At 36.5% G+C, this 25,261-nt stretch carries 23 protein-coding genes; 14 read left to right on the top strand and 9 right to left on the bottom strand.

Features of this window, described 5'->3' with window-relative positions; translation table 11 throughout:
- Nucleotides 1-116 precede the first annotated feature (116 nt).
- The 7 genes from cxpE (at nucleotide 117) to F960_RS07590 (ending at nucleotide 9,542) form a co-directional block, all read left to right on the top strand.
- Nucleotides 117-1,307 carry a chloramphenicol efflux transporter CxpE gene (gene cxpE / locus F960_RS07620; RefSeq protein ID WP_004861673.1) on the top strand — a complete coding sequence of 397 codons (1,191 nt, stop codon included), beginning with the start codon at nucleotides 117-119 and terminating at the stop codon, nucleotides 1,305-1,307.
- 20 nt (nucleotides 1,308-1,327) lie between these two features.
- On the top strand, nucleotides 1,328-2,035 hold the full coding sequence (gene hda / locus F960_RS07615) for a DnaA regulatory inactivator Hda (RefSeq protein ID WP_004861672.1): 708 nt from the start codon (nucleotides 1,328-1,330) through the stop codon (nucleotides 2,033-2,035).
- Nucleotides 2,036-2,145: 110 nt separating this feature from the next.
- The gene (gene rbtA / locus F960_RS07610; RefSeq protein WP_004861670.1) at nucleotides 2,146-4,038 is read left to right on the top strand and encodes a rhombotarget A; all 1,893 of its coding nucleotides are present in this window, start codon (nucleotides 2,146-2,148) and stop codon (nucleotides 4,036-4,038) included.
- Between the two features lie 18 nt (nucleotides 4,039-4,056).
- Complete coding sequence (locus F960_RS07605; protein WP_004861667.1) at nucleotides 4,057-6,489, top strand: CSLREA domain-containing protein; 2,433 nt, start codon at nucleotides 4,057-4,059, stop codon at nucleotides 6,487-6,489.
- 185 nt (nucleotides 6,490-6,674) lie between these two features.
- Nucleotides 6,675-7,463, top strand: coding sequence for a hypothetical protein (locus tag F960_RS07600; RefSeq protein WP_004861665.1), 789 nt, complete (start codon nucleotides 6,675-6,677; stop codon nucleotides 7,461-7,463).
- Nucleotides 7,463-8,605, top strand: coding sequence for a toxic anion resistance protein (locus tag F960_RS07595; RefSeq protein WP_004861663.1), 1,143 nt, complete (start codon nucleotides 7,463-7,465; stop codon nucleotides 8,603-8,605). The genes F960_RS07600 and F960_RS07595 overlap by 1 nt, the downstream gene beginning before the upstream one ends.
- 22 nt (nucleotides 8,606-8,627) lie before the next feature.
- Nucleotides 8,628-9,542: a hypothetical protein gene (locus F960_RS07590; protein WP_004861661.1), complete on the top strand. Its 915-nt coding sequence runs from the start codon at nucleotides 8,628-8,630 to the stop codon at nucleotides 9,540-9,542.
- Between the two features lie 128 nt (nucleotides 9,543-9,670).
- Here F960_RS07590 and F960_RS07585 read toward each other — a convergent pair whose 3' ends face one another.
- Nucleotides 9,671-10,762: an NAD(P)H-dependent flavin oxidoreductase gene (locus tag F960_RS07585; RefSeq protein WP_081401782.1), complete on the bottom strand. Its 1,092-nt coding sequence runs from the start codon at nucleotides 10,760-10,762 to the stop codon at nucleotides 9,671-9,673.
- Between the two features lie 150 nt (nucleotides 10,763-10,912).
- Between F960_RS07585 and F960_RS07580 the strand changes: the two genes are divergently transcribed.
- Together F960_RS07580 and F960_RS07575 are read left to right on the top strand one after the other, a co-directional pair.
- A complete protein-coding gene (locus F960_RS07580) occupies nucleotides 10,913-12,172 on the top strand; it encodes a putative DNA modification/repair radical SAM protein (RefSeq protein ID WP_004861658.1) in 1,260 nt (419 codons plus the stop codon).
- Nucleotides 12,173-12,205: 33 nt separating this feature from the next.
- Nucleotides 12,206-12,985 (top strand): TIGR03915 family putative DNA repair protein, encoded by a 780-nt coding sequence (locus F960_RS07575; protein WP_004861656.1) that lies wholly within the window; start codon nucleotides 12,206-12,208, stop codon nucleotides 12,983-12,985.
- A 105-nt stretch (nucleotides 12,986-13,090) separates the two neighbouring features.
- Here F960_RS07575 and F960_RS07570 read toward each other — a convergent pair whose 3' ends face one another.
- The gene (locus F960_RS07570; protein WP_004861653.1) at nucleotides 13,091-14,302 is read right to left on the bottom strand and encodes a YeeE/YedE family protein; all 1,212 of its coding nucleotides are present in this window, start codon (nucleotides 14,300-14,302) and stop codon (nucleotides 13,091-13,093) included.
- Between the two features lie 518 nt (nucleotides 14,303-14,820).
- Here F960_RS07570 and F960_RS07565 point away from each other — a divergent pair.
- Nucleotides 14,821-16,146 (top strand): dicarboxylate/amino acid:cation symporter, encoded by a 1,326-nt coding sequence (locus F960_RS07565; RefSeq protein WP_020846764.1) that lies wholly within the window; start codon nucleotides 14,821-14,823, stop codon nucleotides 16,144-16,146.
- 81 nt (nucleotides 16,147-16,227) lie between these two features.
- Here the strand turns inward: F960_RS07565 and F960_RS07560 are convergent, their stop codons facing one another.
- Nucleotides 16,228-16,605, bottom strand: coding sequence for a hypothetical protein (locus tag F960_RS07560; RefSeq protein WP_004861645.1), 378 nt, complete (start codon nucleotides 16,603-16,605; stop codon nucleotides 16,228-16,230).
- 166 nt (nucleotides 16,606-16,771) lie between these two features.
- Entirely contained in the window at nucleotides 16,772-18,337 is a 1,566-nt protein-coding gene (gene ahpF, locus F960_RS07555) for an alkyl hydroperoxide reductase subunit F (RefSeq protein WP_004861643.1), read from the bottom strand.
- Between the two features lie 329 nt (nucleotides 18,338-18,666).
- Here ahpF and F960_RS07550 point away from each other — a divergent pair, with 329 nt between their 5' ends.
- Together F960_RS07550 and F960_RS07545 are read left to right on the top strand one after the other, a co-directional pair.
- Nucleotides 18,667-18,882: a DUF1653 domain-containing protein gene (locus F960_RS07550; RefSeq protein ID WP_004861640.1), complete on the top strand. Its 216-nt coding sequence runs from the start codon at nucleotides 18,667-18,669 to the stop codon at nucleotides 18,880-18,882.
- Nucleotides 18,883-18,950: 68 nt separating this feature from the next.
- On the top strand, nucleotides 18,951-19,544 hold the full coding sequence (locus tag F960_RS07545; protein WP_004861638.1) for an O-methyltransferase: 594 nt from the start codon (nucleotides 18,951-18,953) through the stop codon (nucleotides 19,542-19,544).
- A 44-nt stretch (nucleotides 19,545-19,588) separates the two neighbouring features.
- Here the strand turns inward: F960_RS07545 and F960_RS21775 are convergent, their stop codons facing one another.
- The gene (locus tag F960_RS21775; protein WP_004861637.1) at nucleotides 19,589-19,795 is read right to left on the bottom strand and encodes a KTSC domain-containing protein; all 207 of its coding nucleotides are present in this window, start codon (nucleotides 19,793-19,795) and stop codon (nucleotides 19,589-19,591) included.
- A 173-nt stretch (nucleotides 19,796-19,968) separates the two neighbouring features.
- Nucleotides 19,969-20,550, bottom strand: a complete 582-nt coding sequence (locus F960_RS07540) for a TetR family transcriptional regulator (protein WP_004861635.1) — start codon at nucleotides 20,548-20,550, stop codon at nucleotides 19,969-19,971.
- 86 nt (nucleotides 20,551-20,636) lie between these two features.
- Between F960_RS07540 and F960_RS07535 the strand changes: the two genes are divergently transcribed.
- Nucleotides 20,637-22,130, top strand: a complete 1,494-nt coding sequence (locus F960_RS07535) for an MFS transporter (RefSeq protein WP_004861633.1) — start codon at nucleotides 20,637-20,639, stop codon at nucleotides 22,128-22,130.
- 63 nt (nucleotides 22,131-22,193) lie between these two features.
- Here the strand turns inward: F960_RS07535 and F960_RS07530 are convergent, their stop codons facing one another.
- The 3 genes from F960_RS07530 to ahpC form a co-directional block, all read right to left on the bottom strand.
- Complete coding sequence (locus tag F960_RS07530; RefSeq protein ID WP_004861629.1) at nucleotides 22,194-22,865, bottom strand: hypothetical protein; 672 nt, start codon at nucleotides 22,863-22,865, stop codon at nucleotides 22,194-22,196.
- 10 nt (nucleotides 22,866-22,875) lie between these two features.
- Complete coding sequence (locus tag F960_RS07525; protein WP_004861626.1) at nucleotides 22,876-23,484, bottom strand: TetR/AcrR family transcriptional regulator; 609 nt, start codon at nucleotides 23,482-23,484, stop codon at nucleotides 22,876-22,878.
- 332 nt (nucleotides 23,485-23,816) lie between these two features.
- On the bottom strand, nucleotides 23,817-24,380 hold the full coding sequence (gene ahpC, locus F960_RS07520; protein WP_004861624.1) for an alkyl hydroperoxide reductase subunit C: 564 nt from the start codon (nucleotides 24,378-24,380) through the stop codon (nucleotides 23,817-23,819).
- A 343-nt stretch (nucleotides 24,381-24,723) separates the two neighbouring features.
- On the opposite strand from ahpC, the gene F960_RS07515 reads away from it, so the two are divergent.
- Entirely contained in the window at nucleotides 24,724-25,149 is a 426-nt protein-coding gene (locus tag F960_RS07515; protein ID WP_004861620.1) for a hypothetical protein, read from the top strand.
- Nucleotides 25,150-25,261 lie beyond the last annotated feature (112 nt).

The raw sequence follows: 25,261 nt of genomic DNA, 5'->3' as shown, positions 1-25,261 counted from the left end.
CGGCAGATTATAACCTGAAATGATGAAAGTCTTGTGCTATTTCTCGGCTAAAATGCTATCTTTATTCAAATATTTTTGCTTTCTATAACGAATAAACTGAAAAAAGGCTAGATTGCATGCATGATCGTACATTGAAACGAATTTTTTTACTTGCAGGACTGGCTTTGGTCTTGTGGGTTTTGTATTTACTTAAGCCAGTCGTCCTACCATTTGTCGGCGCTTTTTTCATGGCTTATTTGTTTAGTCCATTGGTTGAAAAGCTTGCAAAATTTTTACCGCGTTGGTTAGCCATTGCAATCGTATTCCTTGGAATTTTATTGGTATTCATCTGGGCTATTTGGTTCGTTGTACCATTGGTGTGGAAACAATTGGTTTATGCCAGAGATAGTATTCCTGCTGGGATTCACTGGATTAATTACAAATTTTTACCTTGGGTGTCCTCGACTTTCAATGTAGAGCGCATGCAGATTGATACAGATCAATTGTCTAAAGTTGTAATGGACTATGTTCAGACCAATTATAGTGTAGATAGTATCCAAACCATGCTGCTCAAAGTTCTGCAATCTGGATGGAGCTTTATACAGGTTGGCGGTACTTTGGTGCTGTTACCGATTATTGCCTTTTATTTTTTACTCGATTGGAATCGTATGCTGTTGAGTATGAAAGATCTGATTCCACGTCAATATGAAAAAAGTACGATGACGATTGTTCATGAATGTCATAGTGTACTAGGCGCATTTGTAAAAGGTCAATTCTTGGTCATGGTCTTACTCGGTATTGTCTATGCTGTTGGCTTGCAATTGATTGGTATTGAAGTTGGTTTGATTATTGGGATGGTCGCAGGGCTTGCGAGTATCATTCCATATTTAGGATTTGCGGTTGGGATTATTGCTGCAATTATCGCTTCATTATTTCAGTTCGGACTGGATTGGACGCATTTATTGTTGGTCGGTGTGGTCTTTATGATTGGTCAGGCAATTGAAGGCTATGTGCTACAGCCATTCTTGCTTGGAGATAAAATCGGTTTGTCACCAGTAGCGGTTGTGTTTGCAGTTTTAGCAGGTGCACAACTTGGTGGTTTCTTAGGCATGCTCATCGCTTTACCTGTAGCAGCAGTGATTGTTGTTCTACTAAAACATGTACGAGAATGTTACCAAACTAGCCAGTTATATCGTCCAGCTGCAGTTTCAATAGACAATGTGGGTTCTTCAAGCAAAATTTCCATTGAAAGTGATCAGCTTGATCTTGATATTGAATTGAAAAACACGCAAGATACTGTGAAATCAGATAAAGCTGATCAAGAATAATTTAGGGATTTAATATATTTATGCGTCAATTGCAGCTAGATATAGAACCACAACTCGATGCCAGAATTAGTGATTTTTCTGGTCCGGGATGGGGGCCTGTCATTGATGCTGTTCGACAACTGCATGCTGGGCTGATGAATAGATTTTATATCTATGGTGGCGCTGGTACAGGAAAAAGCCATTTACTCTCTGCGATCTGCGACTCTTATTTAGAAATTGGCAAATCAGCGATTAAAGTTTCTTTACTAGAACTTTTAGATGCACCAATTGAAGCCATTACTTCATTGGAAAATTATGATTTGGTGGCTTTAGATGATATTGAAGCGATTAGCGGAGTGCCGCACTGGCAAAAAGCTGTCTTTCATCTGATTAATAGCAACAATGAAGGTGGTGGGCAGTTAGTATTTTCATCACGCTTTGCACCTATAGAATTAAAACTCGAACTTCCAGATTTACAATCCCGCCTCACTCAAGCCGTTAGTGTACGTGTACCTAGTGGCCATTCTTATGCGGATCGACATGCACTACTAACTTCGGTGCTTTCTCGTCGGGGTGTCCATTTTGACAGTCAAATAACGGAATATTTGCTATTACATGGTCCGCACCAAACAAGTACACTCTTACAAACTGTGGAACAGCTTGAAAAATTACTTAAAGGCGAAAAAACAAAATTATCAAATGCAACTTTGAAACAAATTTATGCATTAATTGATGAGTATCATCAATAAATTATCTTGTTTTAATCGCTAAGCTGTGACAAAGTACGCAAAAATGGAATGTTAGGTGATGCTTTTGGCTGAACCGTAAGAAATAATTAAAAAAAATCAAGGAGACTAAGATGCTCAAACAGGGCATAGTTTTAGGATTATTATGTATTGCGGGTCATGCATATAGTGGTGCTATTGTTGTAAAAACAACAGAAGATAATGACAGCGAAACATCTCAATGTTCTCTTCGACATGCAATCGAATACGTCAACCAAGGTATGCCTGAAGCAGGTTATAAAGGTTGTGGTGGTAAAGATGCGACCAATGTCATTCAGTTAACAGGTAATCAGACTTATAAGCTCAATAAACAAATATTGATCACAAAAGCGGTTACTATTAATACAATCTATGATGCAAATACCACGCCATCTACTGAGGTTATACCAGGTCAAAATAATGCGGTGATCCAAATGGTCGGTAAAGATCGTTTATTTACCATTGATCGTAAAGGGATAGACCCAACAGTACCCGTTGTTTCAAAAGATGCAACTGAGTCCGATACTAGTACACCTTCTGATGGCTCAACAACAGATGCTGCGATCAGCGTACAATTTTCAGAAGTGAGCTTCCAAGGTTGTGGTCAAGCAAACTGTGCCGATAAAGGTGGTCTATTTTTAAATAGAGATCAGTTAATTATCAAATATGGCAAGCTAGAAAAAGGCTATGCTGTTCAAGGTGGTGCAATCTATAACGAAGGTTTATATGATGAAAAAAAACCGCTTAGCCTTGTTTCTTTGCAAAATGTCCTTGCCCAAAACAATACAGCACAGCAGGGTGCGGTAATTTATACGCAAATTGCGCAGTATGTCGTCAATTCATCTGTTATTCGAGATAATACTGTTACTGATAATAATTCAGCAGTGTTTGATATCGAAGTCGCTTTTGACGAAGCAACAAGCAAAGCATTGACTACATCATCTGCGACTACATCTGCTTATTCTCGTGGGATTTGGAATACGACGATCTTTAAAAATACGGGTCACGTTGCCAAAGTTTTCGATTCGATGCTGGTCAATAACATCACTATGATTGGCAATAGCGCAGGTTTAATGATCAATGCCCCATTTAACTATAGTTATGTTGTAAATAGTATTTTAGTTCAAAATGGTAGCGCCGATTGTGAAGTGCAATCAGCGGATTTTAAAGCTGATCAAATTTCCAATAATTTATATTCAGTAGGATGTGCAGGAACCAATGGCCAAGCTATAGGTTCAGCCAAGCTATTTGCAGGTTCATCGATTGAAGGTGAATGTGATGTGACTTCGGAAGGTATGCTTTGTCCATTTGCAAATTATAGTTCTACAACTTGGGGGTATTTCCGCCCACGTTTAAGTCTTTCTTATAAAAGTATTGCAGATTCACCGATTGTCAATAAAGGACCTCCGCCAGAAGCATTAGATTTAATGAGATGTGTAGCATCGGATCAACGTGGTAAAAAACGTCCAGATGATCAACAGTTGTGTGATCGTGGTGCAATAGAATTGACAGTGAGTACGGATAATATCCCTACGATGGGTGAGGATTTGCTCTATGGCGAAACCGCAACGATGAAGTTACCAGATATATTAAGCGATGGTGATTTGTTGATGCCTGAACAATGTCAAAGCTTATTGGGTGATAATCCAACTGGAAAACCGTGGGAACCAGGTTGTGCCAAAATCATCCAGCGTAATGCAACACCTTCAAAGGGTACGATGACGATTAGCCAAGATGGTACGGTTAAATATGTGCCGAATGGCAACTGGCATGGTTCAGATGAATTTGATTTACAAGTGATTACCACAACAATGCGATTTAATGACTCTAAGTCACCGTATATCACTATACCAGTCAATATAGTACAGGCACCGCCAAATACTTTTGAAAATAAGAGTGTGAAAACTTCAGGTGGTAGTGTAGGAATTGGCGCTTTAAGTATACTTTTTGGATTAATCGTACTACGCAGATATAAAGTAAAGTGCTAGAAAGTTTAGGGAAGAGCAATGAAAAATTATAAAAAAGGCTTGGTTGGATTGACCATTGTATCTGCCATGATGGTGATGGCAGATACACCAGATACAAAAATTTATGTGAATACTTTTGTTGATGAAGATGGTGAAAATACCAATAACTGTTCACTGCGTGAAGCTGTGAGAGCTGCATCGACGCATATGTCTTATGGTGGATGTAAACCAACAACGGGTGTAAATGTTATTCAACTCGAAAAAGGTGAATATGTATTAAGCAAAGAGTTGCAACCGACCTCATCAATGACGATTTTAGGTGCAGAACCACTAGATTACAACAACGTCAATGTGATCACCAATACATATCCAGCAAGTATCGCTCCTCAAACGACCATTACGGGTAAAGGTCAGACCCGGCTTTTCAATACAACCATCAATAACCAGCCTTTGTTAACTTTATCTAATATGGTATTGAGTGATGGTTTCAGTGCTGACCGAGGTGGGGCGCTATATATGGGGGGGGCAGTATCACTCAGTAATGTCACCATTCAAAACTCTAAAGCAAAGGCCGGAGGTGCTATATATTTAAGTAATCCGAATAGTAATTTAACAGTTTCCAAAGGGAATTTCTTATCCAACAATGCGGTCGATGGTAGCGTCGTCGCGATGTCTTGTCAGGATAATTTGGATATAGGTTTGCGTAATCTCTCCATGGATAGTGTCAGTATCATTGGCAATGGTGATAGTAATAGCAACTCGACTTTGGCACTGTGTGGTAAACTAACGACTGTAATCTCAAATGCAACGATTGCACAAAATACTGTAAACACAACAAACGGTACCATTTTACAGTTTAGCTCAAATAGTCCACGTGGCAAGATTGCTTTAAGTGTAAATGCGACTTTGACACTGTTAAATAATACCATTGTAGAAAATACAGCTTGGGCAACGTTGCTTTATAACAATATTGGTCGAAAAGCTTTAAATAACAATGTGATTGCCTATAACAAGTCTGGTAAATCGTGTCGTTATGCCGATACAGGTTTGAAGGATAATAAATCAAGTCAATTATCATTGTTTTGGAATGCCTTTGTTTTAGCAGAGGGTGTTGATCAATGTGAACTGTCTGATGAAGATATTAAAAATTCTAAAGATAAAGTTGTAAATTTAAGTCCTGATAGTGGTGTTGTTCCGATGTCGAGTGTCTTAAGTACATTACAACCTGCTTCTGCATATACTGCATTTATGCAAATGTATTTTCCTGTGGACAATAAAAACGACACAGATCTAGTTGATGTAGGATCAACACAATGTGGTACGAATGCTGATCAACGTGGCATTTTACGTACGATTACAGGAGTGGCAGAAGGTGCAACCGATCCAAATACATGTGATATTGGTTCTACTGAGCTGATCCGTTTGACAGCAGCTAATATCGCCAAAACAAATGATGATGTAGTGGACTTGCTTAAAGGCTTCTCCGAATATCAGACTAAATTTACGGATCTCATTAACAATCCAGCGACTCGCCCTGATTTTTTACCGTATTACAAACAACAGGCTGAGAAATACACAAATTGGATCAAGTATGTAAAATCAGACCAAAAATATCGTACAATCTTTGCTGATCCATTTGCAGCAAGTATGCCTGCCGAAAAAGTCCTTTCAAATAATGGTCGTGAGATTAAATATCTATCAAGTAAAAACTATCAAGTAGATACATGGCCTCTAGGTAAAGGACGCTTAAGTGATAAAAATGTTTTCATACCTGATGGAACAAATTCTGACAAAGATAAAATTAAATGTGAATGGGATAAAAATCTAGAACAAATCTTAATGTATCGAACAGATGACAATATTACTGCAACAGGTGATTCATTATTCTGTGGATATTCTTTGACTTTGCTCAATGATCAAGGTACGGCCACTGCGACCAAATCAACAGGTTATGTCATTGCAAACTTTTCCAACATTGCGCCATATGCCAAAGATGCAACTTATACGATTGAACATGGCACATTACAAAGCATATCAGTAAATTTATTGGAAAATACCAATGATGATGGCGATGGTAACGTGGCTTTCCTGATAGATAAACCAAATAAAAAACCTTACTATACTGATGCTCAAGGACGTGATTTAGCGATCAATGTCGATTCTGTCCCTGATTCAGTTGCTGTGACAGCTGAGCGCTCTGGTATATGTCCAGGAAAAGACAATAAAAAAACGTGTTTAGGTGGAAAAATCCAAATTACTGTGAAAAATACCTTGGATCCATTTAACTATAGCTTTAAATACTATGTATATGATGCAGATGGTACACCGTCTGCAGCAGCGGGTACTGTTTATCTAAAAAATACTGCATCGAGTGCAAGTGCTACCTCGGGCGGCGGTAGTTTTGGGATTTGGAGCTTATTTGGTCTAGCTGGTTTAGTTGCTTACCGACGTTATAAGACTAAAGCTAAATAGTTAAACAGTTTCAAAATTTGAGAGTAGTCATTAAAAAAGCTGGATTAAGATCTGGCTTTTTTAATCCATTCAAATATGAGCAATGCTTGCAACAAAAAATAATATTTAAAAATTTGCAATTTGCTATATAAACCCTCAATTAATGATTACTATTATTTTGATTTACAACTGATTAAGCTCTGACTATGCAATTCATTGAATTAACACCATTAGATCGTTTTGATATCGCGCGTGAAGATATATTATCGATTCAGCGCAATGATCTGATTCCGTTACTCAATGATCAGTCACGTATGAACTATTATGCAGATCAATTGATTCAGGCACAGTCCGTGATGCTTAAAGGCGTTGATCCTGCGCTTACGCAAAAGTTGAGTCAGGTCATTAGTGAAATTATTGGGCAACTCAGCAACTCGAAAAAATATCTAAAAAATAAAAAATTCAATGCATTACAAAAATGGTTGGGTTTAGATATCGAGTTTGATGCAGGGCAGGTAAAATATTTTAAAGCTTTAGATACTTTGATAGATCAAGCCAATCATTTGAGTCAAAAATTGCATATAGAGATTCAAAAATCCCAATCTCGCTATCAACAATTGCTTGGATACCGAGAACAAATGGCAAAATATATTGTTGCAGCACAAGATTTTCTGCAAGAATATCCAAAATTTAGTAACAATCAGCATCCCTTGAATAATTTTCAAGAAAGATTATCCAAGAAAATAAACACTTTACAAACTGTGCAAACCAGTAATGATATTGCCATTACACAGATGCAATTATCACAACAATTGTCCTATGATTTGCTTGATCGTTATAAAGAAGCAGAGCAAGTTTTAATCCCTGCTTGGCGATACAATTTAAAACTTAAAAATAATTCAGATTCAAATGAATATTTAAGTGAATTAAACATCAGTAGAGAGCGTTTGATTCAAGCATTAAAAGATTCATTAGAAAAAAATAAGGTGAAATGATGAGTGATTTAACCCAACAAAATGCATTGATTCCACAAACTTCAAAAGAAGTGCGCGAGGAGAAATTTGGACATTTAAACCTGAAAGATATTGGCTTAGAAAATGCTGATTTTGATGAGGTGATGAATGCGCATCAAGAGTTAAATGATCTCAATCATACTTCAGTGGCTGAATATGGGAAAAGTATCGCAACTAAAACCTCAACATATACTGATGAATTACTTGATTTGGTTAAAAATAAAGACTTGGACGAAACGGGTCAAAAACTGAATCAAGTGGTGCAAGTTGCTCAGCAACTCAATACCTCTAGTATTTTAAGCCCAGCAAAATCTGGTGGTTTTTTAGGGAGTTTATTGAGCAAATTTAAAGGTGCAAAACAAAATTTTGATCAGCATTTCAACACCACTAAAGAACAGATTGATGCATTGGTCAAAGAAATCGAGACATCGCAATCAGGTTTAAAATCACGTGTTGGCACTTTGGATAAGATGTTCGGTGCTGTGCAAGATGAATATAAGCAATTGGGTATCTATATCGCGGCAGGTAAAATTAAACAAACTGAAATTCAAGACTTTATCCATGAATTAACAGCCAAACCTGAGCAAGATCAGCAAACTACACAGCAGATTTACGACCTTAATCATTTGGCAAATAACTTAGAAAAACGTGTCAGTGATTTGCATATTTTGCAGCAATCGGCAATGCAAACTTTGCCAATGATCCGCATTATCCAATCAAATAACTTAATGTTAGTTGATAAATTCTATGCAATTAAAAATATTACTTTACCTGCTTGGAAAAATCAGATTAGTTTGGCGATCTCTTTGGCAGAGCAAAAAAATAGTGTGCAGTTGGCAAATACTATTGATGATGCAACCAACGAGCTATTGAAACGTAATGCTGATTTGTTGCATCAAAATTCTGTCGATACAGCCAAAGCCAATCAGCGTTCTGTGATCGATATTGAAACACTCGAACACGTTCAAAATAGTTTGATTAATACCGTGAATGATGTCATTCAAATCCAAAAAGAGGGCATGCAAAAGCGTCAAGAAGCAACAGTACGTTTGCGCAATTTACAAGACAATTTGCAGCAACTTGTGATTGGTGCAAGTCCTGCAAAAATAGAGCAGAAAAAATAGTTTGATCAGCGAGGTGTAGTATTTGTCCATTCCTGAATCGCAAAATGCTCAGTTACAAAGCGTAGAACAACGCCTTGTAAGTCTTAAAAAAAGGCAAAAACATCTGATGTGGTTCGCGACTACATCATTAAGCCTGTGTATTTTGTCTATTTTTACATTGTATTTTCAGCATGATATTGCTTTTGGTTTATTTGGACTGGCAAGTGAAACCAAACAGCTTTATTTTCCAGCAATGATGAATCTTGATTTATCTTATTTTTCAAGTGATTCAGATTATATTTTCAGTCTATTTAAATGGATTGGTTGGCTGATTTTAAAGTTCTTTGGCAGTTTTTTTGCTGCCTTTATCTTAGTGTCGATCTTAAAACATTTTCATTTTTTTAAAGTGCGTTTTAAATCTTTGGTATTAAGATTTGTGGCTTGGCTCCTGTGTTTTATCTTGGTTTGGACAGGCATGAGTTTTGTTCAATACGATATGAAAGATAAAAAAGAAAAAGCCTATGCGGAATTGACTCAATATGATCAAAATATTCAGCAAAGTAAAATCGCACAGTATCTACAAAATTCAAATGAAGATCAGTATGTTAAAGCTTATCTACTCGCTCAAACAGCGCTTTTGCATAAACCTGCCGATCTAGCAACTGCAAAACCATATTTGCAAATGTTGGTTGATGCAGAACGACAAAATCCCAAGTTTGATCAATATGGTTTTCGCCCAGAACAACTCTGGACGATGCAACAACAAGTTTATGGAAAAGCCATCACTCCAGTTGCACAGAGTGTGAAAGATCAAGTGAAAAATGCCGAACTTATAGAAAAGATGATGCAATTTGTTTTGTGGACGATTTTCACATTAAGTCTCGTCATCGCATTATTTCTCTATTTGATTTCGAGTCGACTCAAAACACGGGTCTATAGGATTGAGCAGAGCTTATAAAAGGCTGATTTGATTTAAAATTTTATGATTAAATATTTTGAATAAATTCATGTTTTTAAAAATTTATATAAATAAAGAAAACCTTGAAATCGTAAAGTAATTTCAAGGTTTTTTAGGATCAAAGCAACTTAAAACTGATTCATTTCTAAAACCAATTGATTAACGAGATCTTGCGCTTCCAACTCTCGGATTTGTGCAACATTACTTCCCGCCCAAAATGCGCCATAAGCAAAATCAGCATGTGCAGATGCAGCAGTGTTGAGTTGTTTTGCCAAATCATAAGCATAAGGATAGGCAGCGTGAGTTATACGATCTGGTAGATCAATGTCTTTATGCCAATGATTAATTAGGCCACGTGCTGGACGACCAGAAATGGTTGAAGTAATTTGTGTTAATGGTTGATTAAACAATGCATGACGATAAGCAGTATTGGCATTTGAGCTTTTGCATTGAACAAAAGCAGTTCCAAGTTGCACAGCATCCGCCCCCAATTGCATAATGCTTCGTGCTTGTGCGCCGTTCATGATCCCACCTGCTGCAATGATCGGAAGTGAACAGTGCTGTTTGATCAATTGAACCAAATCTGAGGTTTTGATAGATGCATCAATATTTGCATTGAAAATGCCACGATGGCCACCGGCCTCAACACCTTGAGCGATAATGATATCAATGCCTGCTTCTTCGATTGCTTGAGCTTCTGCCAAATTTGTAGCGGATACGAGCGTTAGGATTCCAGCATCTTTCAATTTTTGAATTTGGTATTGGTGCGGAATACCAAAATGGAAACTCACAGCTTTCGGTTTCATTTCCAAGCATAAGTTTAGAAAATTATCATTATCTAAAAAACTTGGATAAATACATTTCAATTCTGATGGGGGAGTGGCAGAAAACTTTTCAAAATGTGGTGCCAGATGCTTAATCCAACGCGCATTTGTGCTTTCATCAAGCTCAACACTTTGATGGCAAAAGAAGTTGATTTGAAAGGGTTTATCCGTAAGTTCTTTGGTCTGTAAAATTTGTTGGCGAGCAGATTCGACGCTATTTGCACCTAAACCAAGTGAGCCCAAACCGCCTTGATTCGAGACTTCAGCGGCAAGCTGAGGGGTGGAAACACCAGCCATCGGTGCCAGTAAAATTGGATGTTTAATGTCTAATCTTTCTAATAAAGTCATGTTAACGCTCCCTTGATATATTTTTACTTTGCCTAACCATGGCGCAATAAGCAAATAATCTTCATTATTTATTTAAAAAATATCTTTAAAATACATCTTTTGTAAAGCGTCAAAGCGTGTCGCATAAAAGATCAACAGCATCACAATTGGGATTGATTTTTTTATAATGACTAATCTTTTTAGTTAAATTTAAAAATCATGTCTGATCGTATCCGTGAAAAATTACAGATTTTAGCTGATGCTGCCAAATATGACGTTTCATGTTCATCAAGTGGTAGCGATCGAAAAAACAAAGATAAAGGACTGGGAGATACAGGCTCAGGCATTTGTCATAGCTATACTGAAGATGGGCGCTGTGTTTCTTTATTGAAAATATTATTTTCAAATGTATGTATTTTTGATTGTGCTTATTGTGTTTCGCGTCGCTCAAATGATGTCAAACGCGCGGCATTTACTGTGCAAGAAGTTGTTGATTTAACGATTAATTTTTACCGTAGAAACTATATTGAAGGATTGTTTTTAAGCTCAGGTATATTCAAATCTGCTGATTATACAATGGAGAGAATGCTGCAAGTTGTTAAAAAATTACGGCTTGAAGAAAATTTTAACGGCTATATTCATCTAAAAACCATACCGGGCGCATCGGCAGAAATCATTCATGAAGCAGGTTTATATGTTGATCGAATGAGCATCAATTTGGAGATGCCGACTGAGGATGGATTAAAAAAATTTGCTCCAGAAAAAACTCATCAAGAAGTACAAAAAGATTTGGGTATTGTTCGAGATCGTTTAATTCAATTTAAAGATGAACGGAAAATAATTAAATCAGTGCCCAAATTTGTACCAGCAGGACAAACTACACAAATGGTGGTTGGGGCACATCAGGAAACGGATCAAGATATCATTATGATGGCGGATCGCCACTATAAAGAATTTAAGCTGAAACGGGTTTATTATTCTGGTTATATTCCAATAAATTCAGACGAAAAATCTCTGCCAATGATCGGTTCAGCACCGCCATTATTACGTGAAAATAGATTGTATCAATCTGATTGGTTAATGCGTTTTTATGGCTTTGCCGCAGAGGAGATTGTCGATCAGCGATATCCAAATTTGGATTTGGATGTTGATCCAAAATTGAGCTGGGCATTAAGACATCCTGAAATGTTTCCGATTGATATTAATCAAGCAGATTATCAGATGATCCTACGTGTCCCAGGTATAGGATTAAAATCTGCAAAGAAAATCGTGCAAGCACGCCGATTTTCCAAAATTCACATCGATCAGCTTAAGAAAATGGGCGTTGCTTATAACCGCGCACAATATTTTATTCGCTGTGCTGATACGCCTCAATTTAAAAAAGAACAGCAATCTTTTCAGATTCGCCAGCAAATTTTGCAAGCAGGGCAGTCTAAATATACTGCGCAGCTTTCGCCACAACTGAGTTTGGGTTTTTAAAATGATCATCGTTAATCGAGTATATCGTTAAAAATGGCAAAATATATTTTTGATGGAACGATGACAGGGCTTTTATGCTGTGTGTTTCGGGCGTTTCAGTTTAAAGAATTTGATGTCATGGTCAGCGAAAATCAAAATGATCAATCAAATTTATTTGATGAAAATATCTTTATTTCATCCAATGAGGCGCAAGCGGATCGTGTTTGGAAAGGCCTAAAATCAAAGCTATCCAAACAGGGATTGGCTGCTTTTTATTATGCATTTTTATCTGAAAATGTAGATGCTTTTCAACATCTGTTTGCTTATAGCATTTACGCATTTTCTACTAAGCATCGAATTGATCAGGACTATGGGCATCGTGATGTTTTGGCTGTATCACAGTGGGCGAAACAAGTAGGTCGAGAAAAGCATCGAATGGAAGCTTTTGTTCGCTTTAAAAAATGTAAGGATCAACTTTATTTAAGTTTAGTGCGTCCTGATTTTAATGTTTTGCCTTTGATCGAACGACATTTTAGGCAACGATATCAAGATCAAAAATGGCTCATTTATGATGAAAAACGTCAGTACGGGATTTTTTATGATCTAAAACAAGTTCATCAAGTCAATATGAATGTATCAGAAATGGATCAAAATATAAAAACAGGACATAGCCAAAATTTCGCTATTGAGTTAGATGATGAAGAAGTTTTGTATGATCAGTTATGGAAGGATTATTTTAAGAGTATCAATATTGCAGCAAGGCAAAATATGAAACTTCATGTGCAATATGTACCAAAAAGGTATTGGCGTTATATGAATGAAAAGACTATTTAAACGTGAAAGAATGATTAAATATTATTCAAAAACATAACATATTAACCTAAAAAAACTTCCTCTATCAAGAGGAAGTTTTATGCAAACATAAATTCAATTTATGATTTAACAGCCAGTGATTTTAGTCGGTTGTGGTTTTTCATTTGGGAAGAAGAATGGACGCAATTTAACACCAAATGCATTACCGATAAAAGCAAAAACTAACCATAACCAGCCATGCAAACTACCTGAAGCAATACCACTGAAATATGCACCAATGTTACAGCCATACGCTAAACGCGCACCATAACCAAGTAGTAATCCACCAAATACAGCTGCCAAAATTGAGCGTCTAGGGATATTGAAATTTGGAGCAAATTTCCCAGCCAAACTTGCCGCAAGCAATGCACCGAGCATGATACCGAAGTTCATCATTGAGGTGATATCAAACCACAAAGGTTGTGAGAGGGCAGCGGCATTTGCAGGTTGTTGCCAATAATCCCAAGTTGACACATTGAAGCCGATCATATCGACAAACTTCGCAGCCCAAACGGCAAGTGCAGAAGTGACACCCCATGGACGACCAGCTAAAGCAAGAGTGGCAAAGTTTAAGAGGGTTAAAATAATCCCGCCCCAAACCAATGGCCAAGGTCCTTGTAGAAAACGTTTGAGTCCATGCTGAGAAGTTTTTGTTTCACTTTCAAGTGAACCATGACGTTTTTTCTCGAGCACAACTGTAATGGCAGCGATCACAGCGAAAAGTAGAAAGTTCACCAAAATCGCAGGCAAAACACCGAATTGTTCAATTACAGAAATCGGTGCGAGATGAGGTAGGTTGAACCACCAGTCTAGATGTTTGGTCGCCAATAAAGAACCAAAACAGAAAAAGACTAAAGTGATGACCATACGAGCGCTACCACCACCGACAGTATAAAGTGTGCCAGAAGCGCAGCCACCGCCGAGTTGCATGCCAATCCCAAAAATCAACGCCCCGATAGCGACTGACATTGAAACTGGTGATACGAAGCCCTGCACTGGATGACCAAACAGTTGACCTGCGCCTAAGGCAGGGAAAAATAACACAACTGCCAAAGCCAACATGATCATTTGTGCACGTAAGCCACGACCACGACGTTCTTTGATAAAAACACGCCAACTTGAGGTAAAACCAAACGATGCATGATACAAAGTCATCCCTAAAGCACCGCCAACTAAAAAGAGCAATGCTTGGTTGAGACCAACAAAATGATAAGCACCTAGACAGCCAATGATAAGAAATGCTAAAGCAAACCAAACCGACTTTTGGACGGAAATAGCTTTATTCGAGAGAGTAGACATAAAAGAGAAATTTAAAACGACATCGTGGTTATTTTAACTTAATAATTAATATTAAATATTATATAACAGAGTATATTGTGTTTAAAGTGATTTGAAATAATTGATGTAGTATATTTAAAAAACTTATATGTGATTTATCTCAATATTTAAAATGATATTTTGTGATCAATTGCAAATGAATAATAGATTTTAATTATCTCAATAAACAATATTATTAATGTTAAAAATATATAAAAAATAATAGTTTGATCTAGGTGGTATTTGGGGGATGATTGAAATTATGCTGACATGTTTAATCTTAAATGCGCGAAATATAAAATATTGATTATCGAATGTACTGCATATTCAATTTAATTAAAAAATGAATAATCTAATAATTAATTCCAAAAATTTTAATGAATTATATATTTATATTATAGATAAATAGTATTTACTAATTTTTTTTAAAATAATTAAAATCATATATTTAGAAATTTAATATTTACAGATTTCTAGTGATTTTAATGATTGGGGGATTTATGGAAATTCAAGTTGGTGAGCAGTCACCACCACCACGTAAAAAACAAAAGCTATATCAAATCCTATACGTACAAGTTGTATTTGCAATTGTATTGGGTATTTTGTTGGGGCATTTTTCGCCTGATTTAGGTAAAAGTTTGCAACCACTAGGCGTTGCATTCATCAATTTAGTCAAAATGATTATTGCTCCTGTCATTTTTTTAACCGTTGTTACGGGCATCTCCAGTATGAAACATATGGGGGCTGTGGGACGGGTTGCAGGTAAAGCTTTACTGTACTTTATTACATTTTCAACGCTTGCGCTGATTATCGGGATGATCGTTGCCAATGTCATACAGCCGGGTCATGGTTTAAATATCGATCCAGCGGTTTTGCAAGCCAGTAAAGATGCTGCAAAAATTAGCACCTATGTTGAAAAAGCACATGATACAAATATCGTGAGTTTTTTAATGAATATTATTCCAACAACATTGGTTAGCCCATTGATTGGAAATGACATTCTTCAAGTTCTTTTTGTTGCGATTTTATTTGGAATTTCTTTGGCTGCTACGGGTGCTAAAGGTCAGCCGATTGTTGATTTTCTCAATCATTTAACTGCACCGATTTTTTATCTCGTTGGACTATTGATGAAATTTGCACCACTGGGTGCATTTGGTGCGATGGCCTATACCATTGGTGCTTTTGGTTTGAAAAGTATCGGAAATTTGATGTTCCTGATACTGACATTTTATATCACTGCTTTTTTATTTGTGGCGTTAGTATTGGGCGCAGTTGCTCGATATAACGGTTTTTCTATCTTTGCATTGATGCGTTATATCAAAGATGAACTTTGGTTAGTATTGGGCACCAGCTCGTCAGAAGCTGCTTTACCATCTTTGATGAATAAAATGGAAAAGGCAGGCTGCGAAAAATCAGTTGTAGGTCTGGTGATTCCAACAGGTTATTCATTTAACTTAGATGGAACCAATATTTATATGACTATGGCAGCATTATTTATCGCTCAAGCCATGAATATCGATTTGACGATCGGTCAGCAAATATTATTACTTTTGGTTGCGATGATTTCTTCGAAAGGGGCGGCGGGTGTTACTGGTGCAGGATTTATCACTTTAGCTGCGACCTTGGCAGTTGTGCCGAGCGTGCCTGTGATTGGTATGATGCTGATTTTGGGAATAGACCGTTTTATGTCGGAGTGCCGTGCTTTGACCAATTTGATCGGTAATGCTTGTGCAACAATCGTAGTCGCAAAATGGGACAAAGCTTTAGATAAAGAACAATTAGATCTAGCATTGAGCAAAAAAACAAATGATTTAATTGAAAAATAAAACTGAAAATGTCATGACATTAAATAAAATGCTTATCCTTGGATAAGCATTTTTTATAAATATAGCTAAATAATATCGGTTTTAATTTGACGTTTCTTTTTTCACGTGAGCTGCGCCATGTTCTACGGCTTCAGCTGTTTTTGCTGTTGCTTGTTTAGTTGCATCTTTTGCGTCTTGTGCAGCTTCTTTAGCAGATGCAAGCGCACTATCTGCGGCTTTATTGGCTTCATTTACGGCATGATCTGTAGCAGTAGCGGTTGCATTTGTCGCATTATCTACAGCCGTAGCCGTCGTATTTGCAGCATGGTTGGTTGCATCTTTGATATCGTGTCCTGCTTGATCAGCAGCATTTTTTAAATGTTCACCTGTTGAAGCGCCAGTTTCTGGTTCTTTTTGTTTATTACAGCCAACAAGCGCTACTGTTGCTGCTAAACCTAATGCGATTGCTAATTTATTCATGTTTTAGACCTTTTATAATTCATCCACAATCTTATGGACACTCAGAATATAAATTAAGCGCTCTAAAAAAATAGTGATCATTTGTAAATGCTTATCTCAAATATAAAAAATCCACTTTATGTAAAAGTGGATTTTTTAAGTCATTCTTTAAAATGGATGACTGGGCTTATTGACCAGAACGAATCATATAATCAAAAGCGGATAATGATGCTTTCGCGCCTTCACCTGCTGCAATAATGATTTGTTTATATGGCACAGTTGTACAGTCACCTGCTGCAAAAACACCAGCAACATTGGTTTCATTGCGTTCATTGACCACGATTTCATTGCGGTTTGAAAGTGCAACTTTGCTTTCTTTTAAGAAATCTGTATTTGGCAATAAACCAATTTGGACAAAGATCCCTGCAAGTTCTAAGCTATGTTCTTCATCTGTTGCGCGATCTTTATATTTAAGTGCAGTCACTTGTGAACCATCACCGACAACTTCAGTTGAAAGTGCATTTAAAATCACTGTGGTATTTTGCAAGCTGTTCAATTTATCTTGAAGCACTTGGTCAGCACGCAATTTAGTATCAAATTCAACCAAAGTTACATGCTCAACAATACCCGCAAGATCAATCGCTGCTTCTACACCAGAGTTACCACCACCGATCACGGCAACTTTTTTACCTTTGAAAAGTGGACCATCACAGTGAGGGCAATACGCTACACCACGTGTTTTGTATTCTTTCTCACCCGGTACATTCATTTCTCTCCAACGTGCGCCTGTAGATAAAATCACAGTTTTTGATTCTAATTTAGCGCCATTTTCAAGTTCAATTTCAACTAATCCATTGGCAGTTTCATCAGCACCGCGGAGATGTTTAACACGTTGCAAGTTCATGATATCAACTTCATATTCACGAACATGAGTCTCCATGTCTGCACCAAAGCGTGGACCTTGAGTTTTCACTACAGAAATAAAGTTTTCAATATCCATTGTATCCATCACCTGACCGCCGAAACGCTCAGAAACGATACCGGTTTTGATCCCTTTACGTGATGCATACATCGCTGCTGTTGCACCTGCAGGTCCACCACCAATCACCAATACATCAAATGCATCTTTTGCATTTAATTTTTCAGCTTCTTTCGCAGCAGAGTTTGTATCCAATTTAGCGACAATTTCTTCCAAAGTCATACGACCTTGACCCACATGCTCACCGTCTTGGAACAACATTGGTACAGCCATGATTTTGCGTTCTTCAACTTCGTCTTGGAAAAATGCACCATCAATCATGGTTGCCGTTGTTTCAGGATTGTTGATCGCAATTAAGTTGAGTGCTTGAACAACATCAGGACAGTTATGACAGCTTAAAGAAACAAATACATCAAAATTCGCTTTTAAATTTAAGCCTTTAATTTGCGCTAAAATTTCATCAGACACTTTTGGTGCATAGCCAGAAACTTGCAATAAAGCCAAAATTAAAGAGGTAAATTCGTGCCCCATCGGTAAACCAGCAAAGAATACGCGTGGTTGTTCACCGACTTTTGCTACACCGAAACTTGGACGACGGCTATTGTTACCATCAAAACGAGCAGTGACTTGGTCAGAAAGTTCAGCGATTTCTGTGACAAGTTCTTTGATTTTAGATGCTTTATCAGAATCATCTAAGGCTGCAACCAATTCAATCGGGCTTTCTAGACGTTCTAAATAAGCTTTGAGTTGGGCTTTAATATTTTGATCTAACATTTTCCGTTCTCCAAAGGAGTTAATTTCTTATCTTGAAAGCAATAGTACGCCATATTTATAAATAGGTAAAACAGTTTGTAATTATAAATGTGATCGGTTTATTTGATGGTTTGGCATAAACGGCGTAAAACAAGACTTTTCTTACAAAAGAGGACTGAAAATTTATTTTCTTTGCTCGTCAAGATACATTTTTTGTTGAGCTGTTAAAACTTGAGCAGTACAGTGCAAGTTATCATTAAAATTAGATAATATTTTGTAAAACAACTATATTTTTAACATGACATTGATTTAATATCGGAAACAATCAAGAAATAAAGTAGCTCATTTTCATGTTAAAAAAAGGGATTTACCAACATTATAAAGGTCAGCTTTATCAAGTTTTTCATGTGGCGACACATAGTGAAACGCGAGAACAGCTTGTCGTTTATCAATGTTTATATGGTGATTATTCAATGTGGGTTAGACCCCTAGAAATGTTCCAAGAACAAGTCGATGTAGATGGTCAAACATTGGCAAGATTTAAATTGATTCAAGAAACTACGTAAAATTTAACTATTTTGACGCATATAAAAAATACAATCTAACTGCGCTGAAAATAACAAGGACACAAAATATGAGTTTAAATCCTGAGTTTTTACAACGTGTAAATCAGTTATATCAATGTTTTATCAAACATGATGCGGCAATGCCAGATCGAATTCAGCGCTATAGAAATATTGAACCAGAATCTGCACAGTATTTGGCGATGTTGATTCGTATCCAGCAGTCTAAGCGGATTTTAGAAATCGGAACTTCTACTGGTTATTCAACACTTTGGCTTGCAGATGCAGCCCAAGTGACACAAGGGCAGGTGACTACACTTGAAATAGATCCAGAAAGAACGAAACAAGCGATCGAATATGCCAATGAGCTGAAAGTTGCGGATGTGATTGATTTTTGGGTCGGTGATGCCAAAGATTATTTAGCTGAGCATCAGCAACAATTTGATTTGATTTTACTTGATGCAGAACGTGAAACTTATATTGAATATTGGCAATATTTACAGCATATGATCAATCCAAATGGCGGCGTGCTCATCGTAGACAATGTCATCTCGCATGCTGCAGAAGTGAAAACTTTTATCAGTGAAGTAAAACAAGATACACGCTTTATGACGACGACATTATCCGTAGGTGCTGGACTATTTATGGTGGTATTTAAGTCTTAGAGATAGAGCAATTAAAGGAAAATCAGGGAGAATCCCTGATTTTTTTATGAAATTGTTATTCGTGTAAAGTGCAAGTCATATTCTAAGTATTTCTGTACAAAGGCAGTTTTATCACTACATCGAAGCAAATTATTATAGATAAATTCGGGCACAGGGTGATACAGCTCTCCTGAGCCATTATTATAAAAAATTTTGAGATACCGTGCAGAAGCATTGTAGTTCCAAGAAGTCACGGCAAGCATTGTTCCCATAAGCAACCTCTGATTAAATTTACATTCACAGAATTTATTTTCTGCTTATGTTTGAAACTAATCTAATTTGCCTTGGTCTTGTATTACTGAATTGTAAAAATAATATAATTTATCAAATAAATAAGCATATTTTTATCACTAAAAGTGCTATCGAATTTTTCATGAAATTGACATTATTTCAGCTGCAATTCATTTTCTATAAATGTCTGAATGTTTTTTTGGAAAAAATCCTGATCCATACCCGTAAAACCTAAATTATAAATACTTTCAAGACCACAAGACGCTGCAATGAGCCGCCATGCGATATTTTCAACATGGGCTATTTGAAACTGAAAAGCACCATGAGCTTGCCCATGCTTTAAAACTGTCATGACTGCTTGATGCCAAAGTTGTATCGCTTCTTGATAAGCAGGTTTAAATTTAGTGTCTAAATCCATCAATTTTTCGGCATCATTCCAAAGCTTTAGATAACAAAGTTCTTCTTGAGTCTGATCAAAACCTAAAATATAAATCAGCTGGTTCAATTCATCTAAATTTTCAGGTTCGATCTGTAGATTGATATGGACTAAATTTAAGAAAACCGTAGATTTAAGCTCAGAGACTGAGCCGAAATGGTGATGCACTTGTCCTACTGAAATGTTAGCAGTTGTTGCTAAATGTCGAACAGTTAATGCATTTAAACCATCATTTAATACAATTTGTTTTGCAATTTCAATGATTTGATTCTTTCTATCTTGCTTGTTTAAATAGCTCATTCATTTGCCTAGCACTAAATTGAACATTTGTTCAAGTTTGTATATCATAATTGAACATATGTTCAAGTTAATAGTCGGTAAATTTTATGTTACGTCAGTGGTATATATTAGCAATAGTTGTACTGATATATCTGCCAGTTTCAATTGATGCAACGGTATTACATGTTGCGATTCCAACGCTTACGCAGCAATTAGGTCTAACAAATACTCAGATGCTGTGGATTATTGATATCTATTCACTGATGATGGCTGGTTTTATTTTACCGATGGGTGCACTTGGAGAAAGGCTAGGCTATAAGCGTTTGATGATCATGGGTGCTGGGTTTTTTGGAATTGGATCGCTGATCGCAGCTTTTTCAATCAATGCCTATTATTTAATATTTGCCAGAATGGTCTTGGCTTTCGGTGCTGCAATGATTATTCCAGCGACCCTCGCATGTGTTCGAAGTGTATTTTTAGATGAAAAAAAGCGTAATTTTGCACTTGGAATGTGGGTGGTTGCAGGCGGTGGTGGTGCGGCATTCGGCCCATTAATCGGTGGCTTTTTACTTGAACACTATCACTGGGGTTCAGTTTTTTTAATTAATATTCCATTGATCATTATCGTGATCTTTGCTGCATATTATTTACTTCCAAATCAAGAGATAAACCAACAGAAACATATCAATATTTTCGATGCACTGATTTTAGTATGTTCTATATTGCTGATTATTTATGCATTAAAAACGGCGATGAAAGGCTTAGATACGCTGGTCTTTTCGATTGCTTGTATCGGTGCTGCTTTACTGTTTTATTTTATCCATAAACAAAAACAGTTGGATGAACCTTTACTCGATCTAAGTTTGTTTAAATATAAACCTGTGAAAATTGGTTTTCTGATTTGTGTTTTTGCAATGATTGCCTTAGTCGGTTTTGAATTGCTTATTACACAAGAATTGCAGTTTGTATATCAATACTCCGCTTTGGACGCAGGATTATTTGTACTGCCATTTATGTTGGCAGTCAGTTTGAGCGGTATTTTTGCTAGTTTCCTAATCAACCATTTTGGTGTGCGTCACATCATATTGGTTGGGCTTGCTTTGTCTGCGATTTGTCTCATTGGTCTTGCTGAAACTCATTTTATGCAACAACAGATCCTTGCATGGTTTTGGATGATCGTGCTTGGTTTTAGTATTGAAGCGACATTTTTAGCTGCGACTTCTGCGATTATTTCTGCAAGTCCTGTCGAAAAAGCCACAGCGGCAGGATCAATTGAGGGCATGTCTTATGAGATAGGAGCAGGATTTGGAGTTGCGATTTTTGGTTTACTTGTCTCATATTTTTATAGTCAAAAAGTCAATTTTGGGCGACTTTTATCTGAAGAAAATACATCCAGTGCACAAAATTCTATTGCAGAAACTATGCAAATTTTGCCACATGTAAATGATCAAGTTGCAGCTCAAATTCAATTGATTGCAAATCAAGCATTTAGTTCAGCACATCATTCAGTGTTGTATTTATCCAGTATTACGCTGTGGTTATTGATTGGATTTGTGATGTTGTATTGGAGAAAACCGAGCAATACTCAGCAGTCATACTAAATAGAGTAGGGGCTATGTTGTGACATATAGCCCCAAAGTTTTAACTTCTCGTGCCAAGTCATTTTATTGAAAAGATTTCTTTTGACGATTGATTAACCAAGTAATCAGTAACGCTGGGATGAAGAAGCCGATAAATACAAAAAATCCATGTAAGAGAGACGCATTTGGTTCCGCCAACTGAGCAGCCTTTTTCATCGGAGAAAACCACGGTGAAAGGTTAAAAAATGAGATAGTGAGAAATACAACTGGCCAAAATATGGAAATATTCTGCTTTTTAAATTGTTGCCAAGCATAAGCGAGGACTATGGCAGAAAAAATACCTTCTAAAATCCAAGATCCAGTCCCCAATTTTCCCCAAAGCCCATATCCAAAGTGCGCGATAGAGTATGGGAACAGAGCCAAGTCCATATTATGTAAGGGCCAGTCAGCAAGCCAATGAGAGAAACAAGCCAAACCTGCGACGATGGCAGTGGTTTTATTTTTAAAAAAAATTGCACCCCATAAAATCGATAAAAGGATCGCCATTAAAAGTGAATGATCCCAGTCAATAAACTTCAAATCAAAAAACAAATAAGGTCCACTTTGAAGATTTGGGCTGACATGATTGATCCCCAACATGATTAAAATACCATCAATAATGTCTAGGAAGCCGACTCCAAGCATGATTGCCAGAGTTGAAACTTGTGGAAACTTGGATTTGATGGCTACGCCAATCGCTAAATGTCCTACATACATGGTCAGTGTCCTAAATTTGCTGGATGAGTAAAAGGGTGTTGTTTAAGATTGAATCAATAAATACATCTGTCACTTCCGCTTTTTGTACGAAGATTTGAAAATAAAAACTTCCCAATGCCATACTGACCACATTATGCAATTTTGCTAGATCTGTTGTATGTGGCGCAGGCTTTAACTTTAGAAATATTTGAACAATTTGCTGATAACGGATGTCCCATAAATCCTGTCGCTTTTCTAAACTATGTTGATCCTGTAGCCGAATCGTCGCTTGTAAAACAGCATGACCTAATGGGCTTTTTAAGAAATCTGCCAATTGAACAAAGACATGGCGTAGTTCAAGTATCGGGTCTGCACATGATTCTAAAATAATTGCAGAGGGAACTTTGTCAGCGATCGCATCTAACAATAAATCATCGATAGAAGCCCATCGCCGATAAAGTGTGGTACGGCTGATACCAGTAATTTTTGATATTTTCTGAAAATTGGCTTGTTCATAACCTTGTTCAAGCATCAATTGAAATAATGCTTGGAAAATAACTTGTGAATTTGCACGTTCTTGCTGATTCACTGAATCTGTTTGGCTTTTTTTACGATATTGCTCTAAAGGAATATCACTCATATTTCAGCACCTCAATTCAACATTTTTAAAATGTAACACATGTTACATTTTAAGTGAATACTTTTAAAAGACTGCTATTGTCGAAACAAGAGATCTAATTATTTAATTATATGAATTTGTACACTAATTATTTTTATGTAGATTGTTCTTTTATGCTTATCTTGTATTGTTTACTCAATATCACGATTGAAGTATATCGTTCAATTTATATAAGACTTTTGAGAATGAATTGATTTATAGCTCTGGTCATGGTTATAAATCTAAATCATTTAGCAATAAAAAAACCACGCCATAAGACGTGGTTTTTTTGATCAGTTTAATCTAATTAAAAATTAGATTTTACCAACTAAGTCGATTGAAGGAGCAAGAGTTGCGTCGCCTTCTTTCCATTTAGCAGGGCAAACTTCGCCTGGGTGAGAATGAACGTATTGAGCTGCTTTAACTTTACGAAGAAGTTCAGAAGCATCACGACCAATACCACCAGCATTGATTTCGATGATTTGGATTTTGCCTTCAGGATCGATAACGAAAGTACCACGATCTGCAAGACCGTCAGCTTCGATTAACACTTCAAAGTTTTTAGCAAGAGTCCAAGTAGGATCGCCAACCATTACGTATTGGATTTTTTTGATTTCTTCTGAAGAATCATGCCAAGCTTTGTGTGTGAAATGAGTGTCAGTAGAAACTGAGTAGATTTCAACGCCTAATTTTTGGAATTCAGCGTAGTTGTCAGCAAGGTCACCAAGTTCAGTTGGGCAAACAAAAGTAAAGTCAGCTGGATAGAAGAATACAACAGACCATTTGCCTTTAAGATCAGCTTCAGTAACTTCGATGAATTGACCGTTTTGGAAAGCTTGTGCTTTAAATGGTTTAACTTCAGTATTAATTAAGCTCATCACTATCTCCATTGATTGTGGTTTGTATTTAATTTGAAACTAGCATAATGATTTTTTTGTTATTGGTGAAATAGTATTTTTTCATAGCTAAAATCGGAAAATTGAATTTAGCTCGCTCCAGTACGATTTCACCAATTCAAATCGTTTGTCATTTTAGAAAATCTGCAAAAAATTTTGCATGAAATATATGATCGTACAATGACAAAAGTTCTCGTTAACTCGTGATAGAACATGATGCCTTAGGCGGATGATTTCAAGGCTTGATATAAAAAAATAACAATAAATATTTCAATTGTTTGAAATTTAATCATAAAATTTATAAAAACAATTTTGAATTATTAAGATGCATCACATCATTCGTTTGTTTGCTGTTTTATTTCTCTTTTTGTCTGCATTGGCTGCTTTTTTCTCAGAACGTGATACGAAAAGCTTTTGTCTAAATGGCTATACTGTACCAGATGAACTGACTTATTTTTCAGAGCTAAACGGGGTATCGGCAAATGATCCTGTCGCTTTCGTGCTGATTGGAATGATTGCATTTTTATTTTCTATTATTTTGATATTTATCAAAAATAAAATGGCTTTTTTTATCGTCATGTTGTTTTGTTATTTGCTGATTTTTTGGGCAACAGGATTTATTGAAAGCTCTACCGCCTATCAAATGATTCATGACAGTATTTTGTATTGTCACAATATGATGTTGATCGTATGGCTTGTAGGATTGTGGTTTTCCTTTGTATTTAGTTTGATATATTTAAAAATAGAATAAAAACATCACATTTCTATGTCTTTATCTCTTTTAGATTACAGCGTAAAATAGCCCGTTCATTTTTTATCTTTGGGATTATTTATCTGTGCCAAGTCATTTAAACGTAGATCAA

The sequence above is a fragment of the Acinetobacter gerneri DSM 14967 = CIP 107464 = MTCC 9824 genome (assembly GCF_000368565.1).
GTDB lineage: Bacteria > Pseudomonadota > Gammaproteobacteria > Pseudomonadales > Moraxellaceae > Acinetobacter > Acinetobacter gerneri.
Note: the sequence above shows the minus strand (reverse complement) of the source record. Positions and strands in the feature narration are given on the sequence as shown.

Bases quoted from the DNA above. Each gene is read 5' to 3' on its own strand.
- cxpE (WP_004861673.1), top strand. From the start codon at position 117: ATGCATGATCGTACATTGAAACGAATTTTTTTACTTGCAGGACTGGCT.
- hda (WP_004861672.1), top strand. From the start codon at position 1,328: ATGCGTCAATTGCAGCTAGATATAGAACCACAACTCGATGCCAGAATT.
- rbtA (WP_004861670.1), top strand. From the start codon at position 2,146: ATGCTCAAACAGGGCATAGTTTTAGGATTATTATGTATTGCGGGTCAT.
- F960_RS07605 (WP_004861667.1), top strand. From the start codon at position 4,057: ATGAAAAATTATAAAAAAGGCTTGGTTGGATTGACCATTGTATCTGCC.
- F960_RS07600 (WP_004861665.1), top strand. From the start codon at position 6,675: ATGCAATTCATTGAATTAACACCATTAGATCGTTTTGATATCGCGCGT.
- F960_RS07595 (WP_004861663.1), top strand. From the start codon at position 7,463: ATGAGTGATTTAACCCAACAAAATGCATTGATTCCACAAACTTCAAAA.
- F960_RS07580 (WP_004861658.1), top strand. From the start codon at position 10,913: ATGTCTGATCGTATCCGTGAAAAATTACAGATTTTAGCTGATGCTGCC.
- F960_RS07575 (WP_004861656.1), top strand. From the start codon at position 12,206: ATGGCAAAATATATTTTTGATGGAACGATGACAGGGCTTTTATGCTGT.
- F960_RS07570 (WP_004861653.1), bottom strand. From the start codon at position 14,302: ATGTCTACTCTCTCGAATAAAGCTATTTCCGTCCAAAAGTCGGTTTGG.
- F960_RS07565 (WP_020846764.1), top strand. From the start codon at position 14,821: ATGGAAATTCAAGTTGGTGAGCAGTCACCACCACCACGTAAAAAACAA.
- F960_RS07560 (WP_004861645.1), bottom strand. From the start codon at position 16,605: ATGAATAAATTAGCAATCGCATTAGGTTTAGCAGCAACAGTAGCGCTT.
- ahpF (WP_004861643.1), bottom strand. From the start codon at position 18,337: ATGTTAGATCAAAATATTAAAGCCCAACTCAAAGCTTATTTAGAACGT.
- F960_RS07550 (WP_004861640.1), top strand. From the start codon at position 18,667: ATGTTAAAAAAAGGGATTTACCAACATTATAAAGGTCAGCTTTATCAA.
- F960_RS07545 (WP_004861638.1), top strand. From the start codon at position 18,951: ATGAGTTTAAATCCTGAGTTTTTACAACGTGTAAATCAGTTATATCAA.
- F960_RS21775 (WP_004861637.1), bottom strand. From the start codon at position 19,795: ATGGGAACAATGCTTGCCGTGACTTCTTGGAACTACAATGCTTCTGCA.
- F960_RS07540 (WP_004861635.1), bottom strand. From the start codon at position 20,550: ATGAGCTATTTAAACAAGCAAGATAGAAAGAATCAAATCATTGAAATT.
- F960_RS07535 (WP_004861633.1), top strand. From the start codon at position 20,637: ATGTTACGTCAGTGGTATATATTAGCAATAGTTGTACTGATATATCTG.
- F960_RS07530 (WP_004861629.1), bottom strand. From the start codon at position 22,865: ATGTATGTAGGACATTTAGCGATTGGCGTAGCCATCAAATCCAAGTTT.
- F960_RS07525 (WP_004861626.1), bottom strand. From the start codon at position 23,484: ATGAGTGATATTCCTTTAGAGCAATATCGTAAAAAAAGCCAAACAGAT.
- ahpC (WP_004861624.1), bottom strand. From the start codon at position 24,380: ATGAGCTTAATTAATACTGAAGTTAAACCATTTAAAGCACAAGCTTTC.
- F960_RS07515 (WP_004861620.1), top strand. From the start codon at position 24,724: ATGCATCACATCATTCGTTTGTTTGCTGTTTTATTTCTCTTTTTGTCT.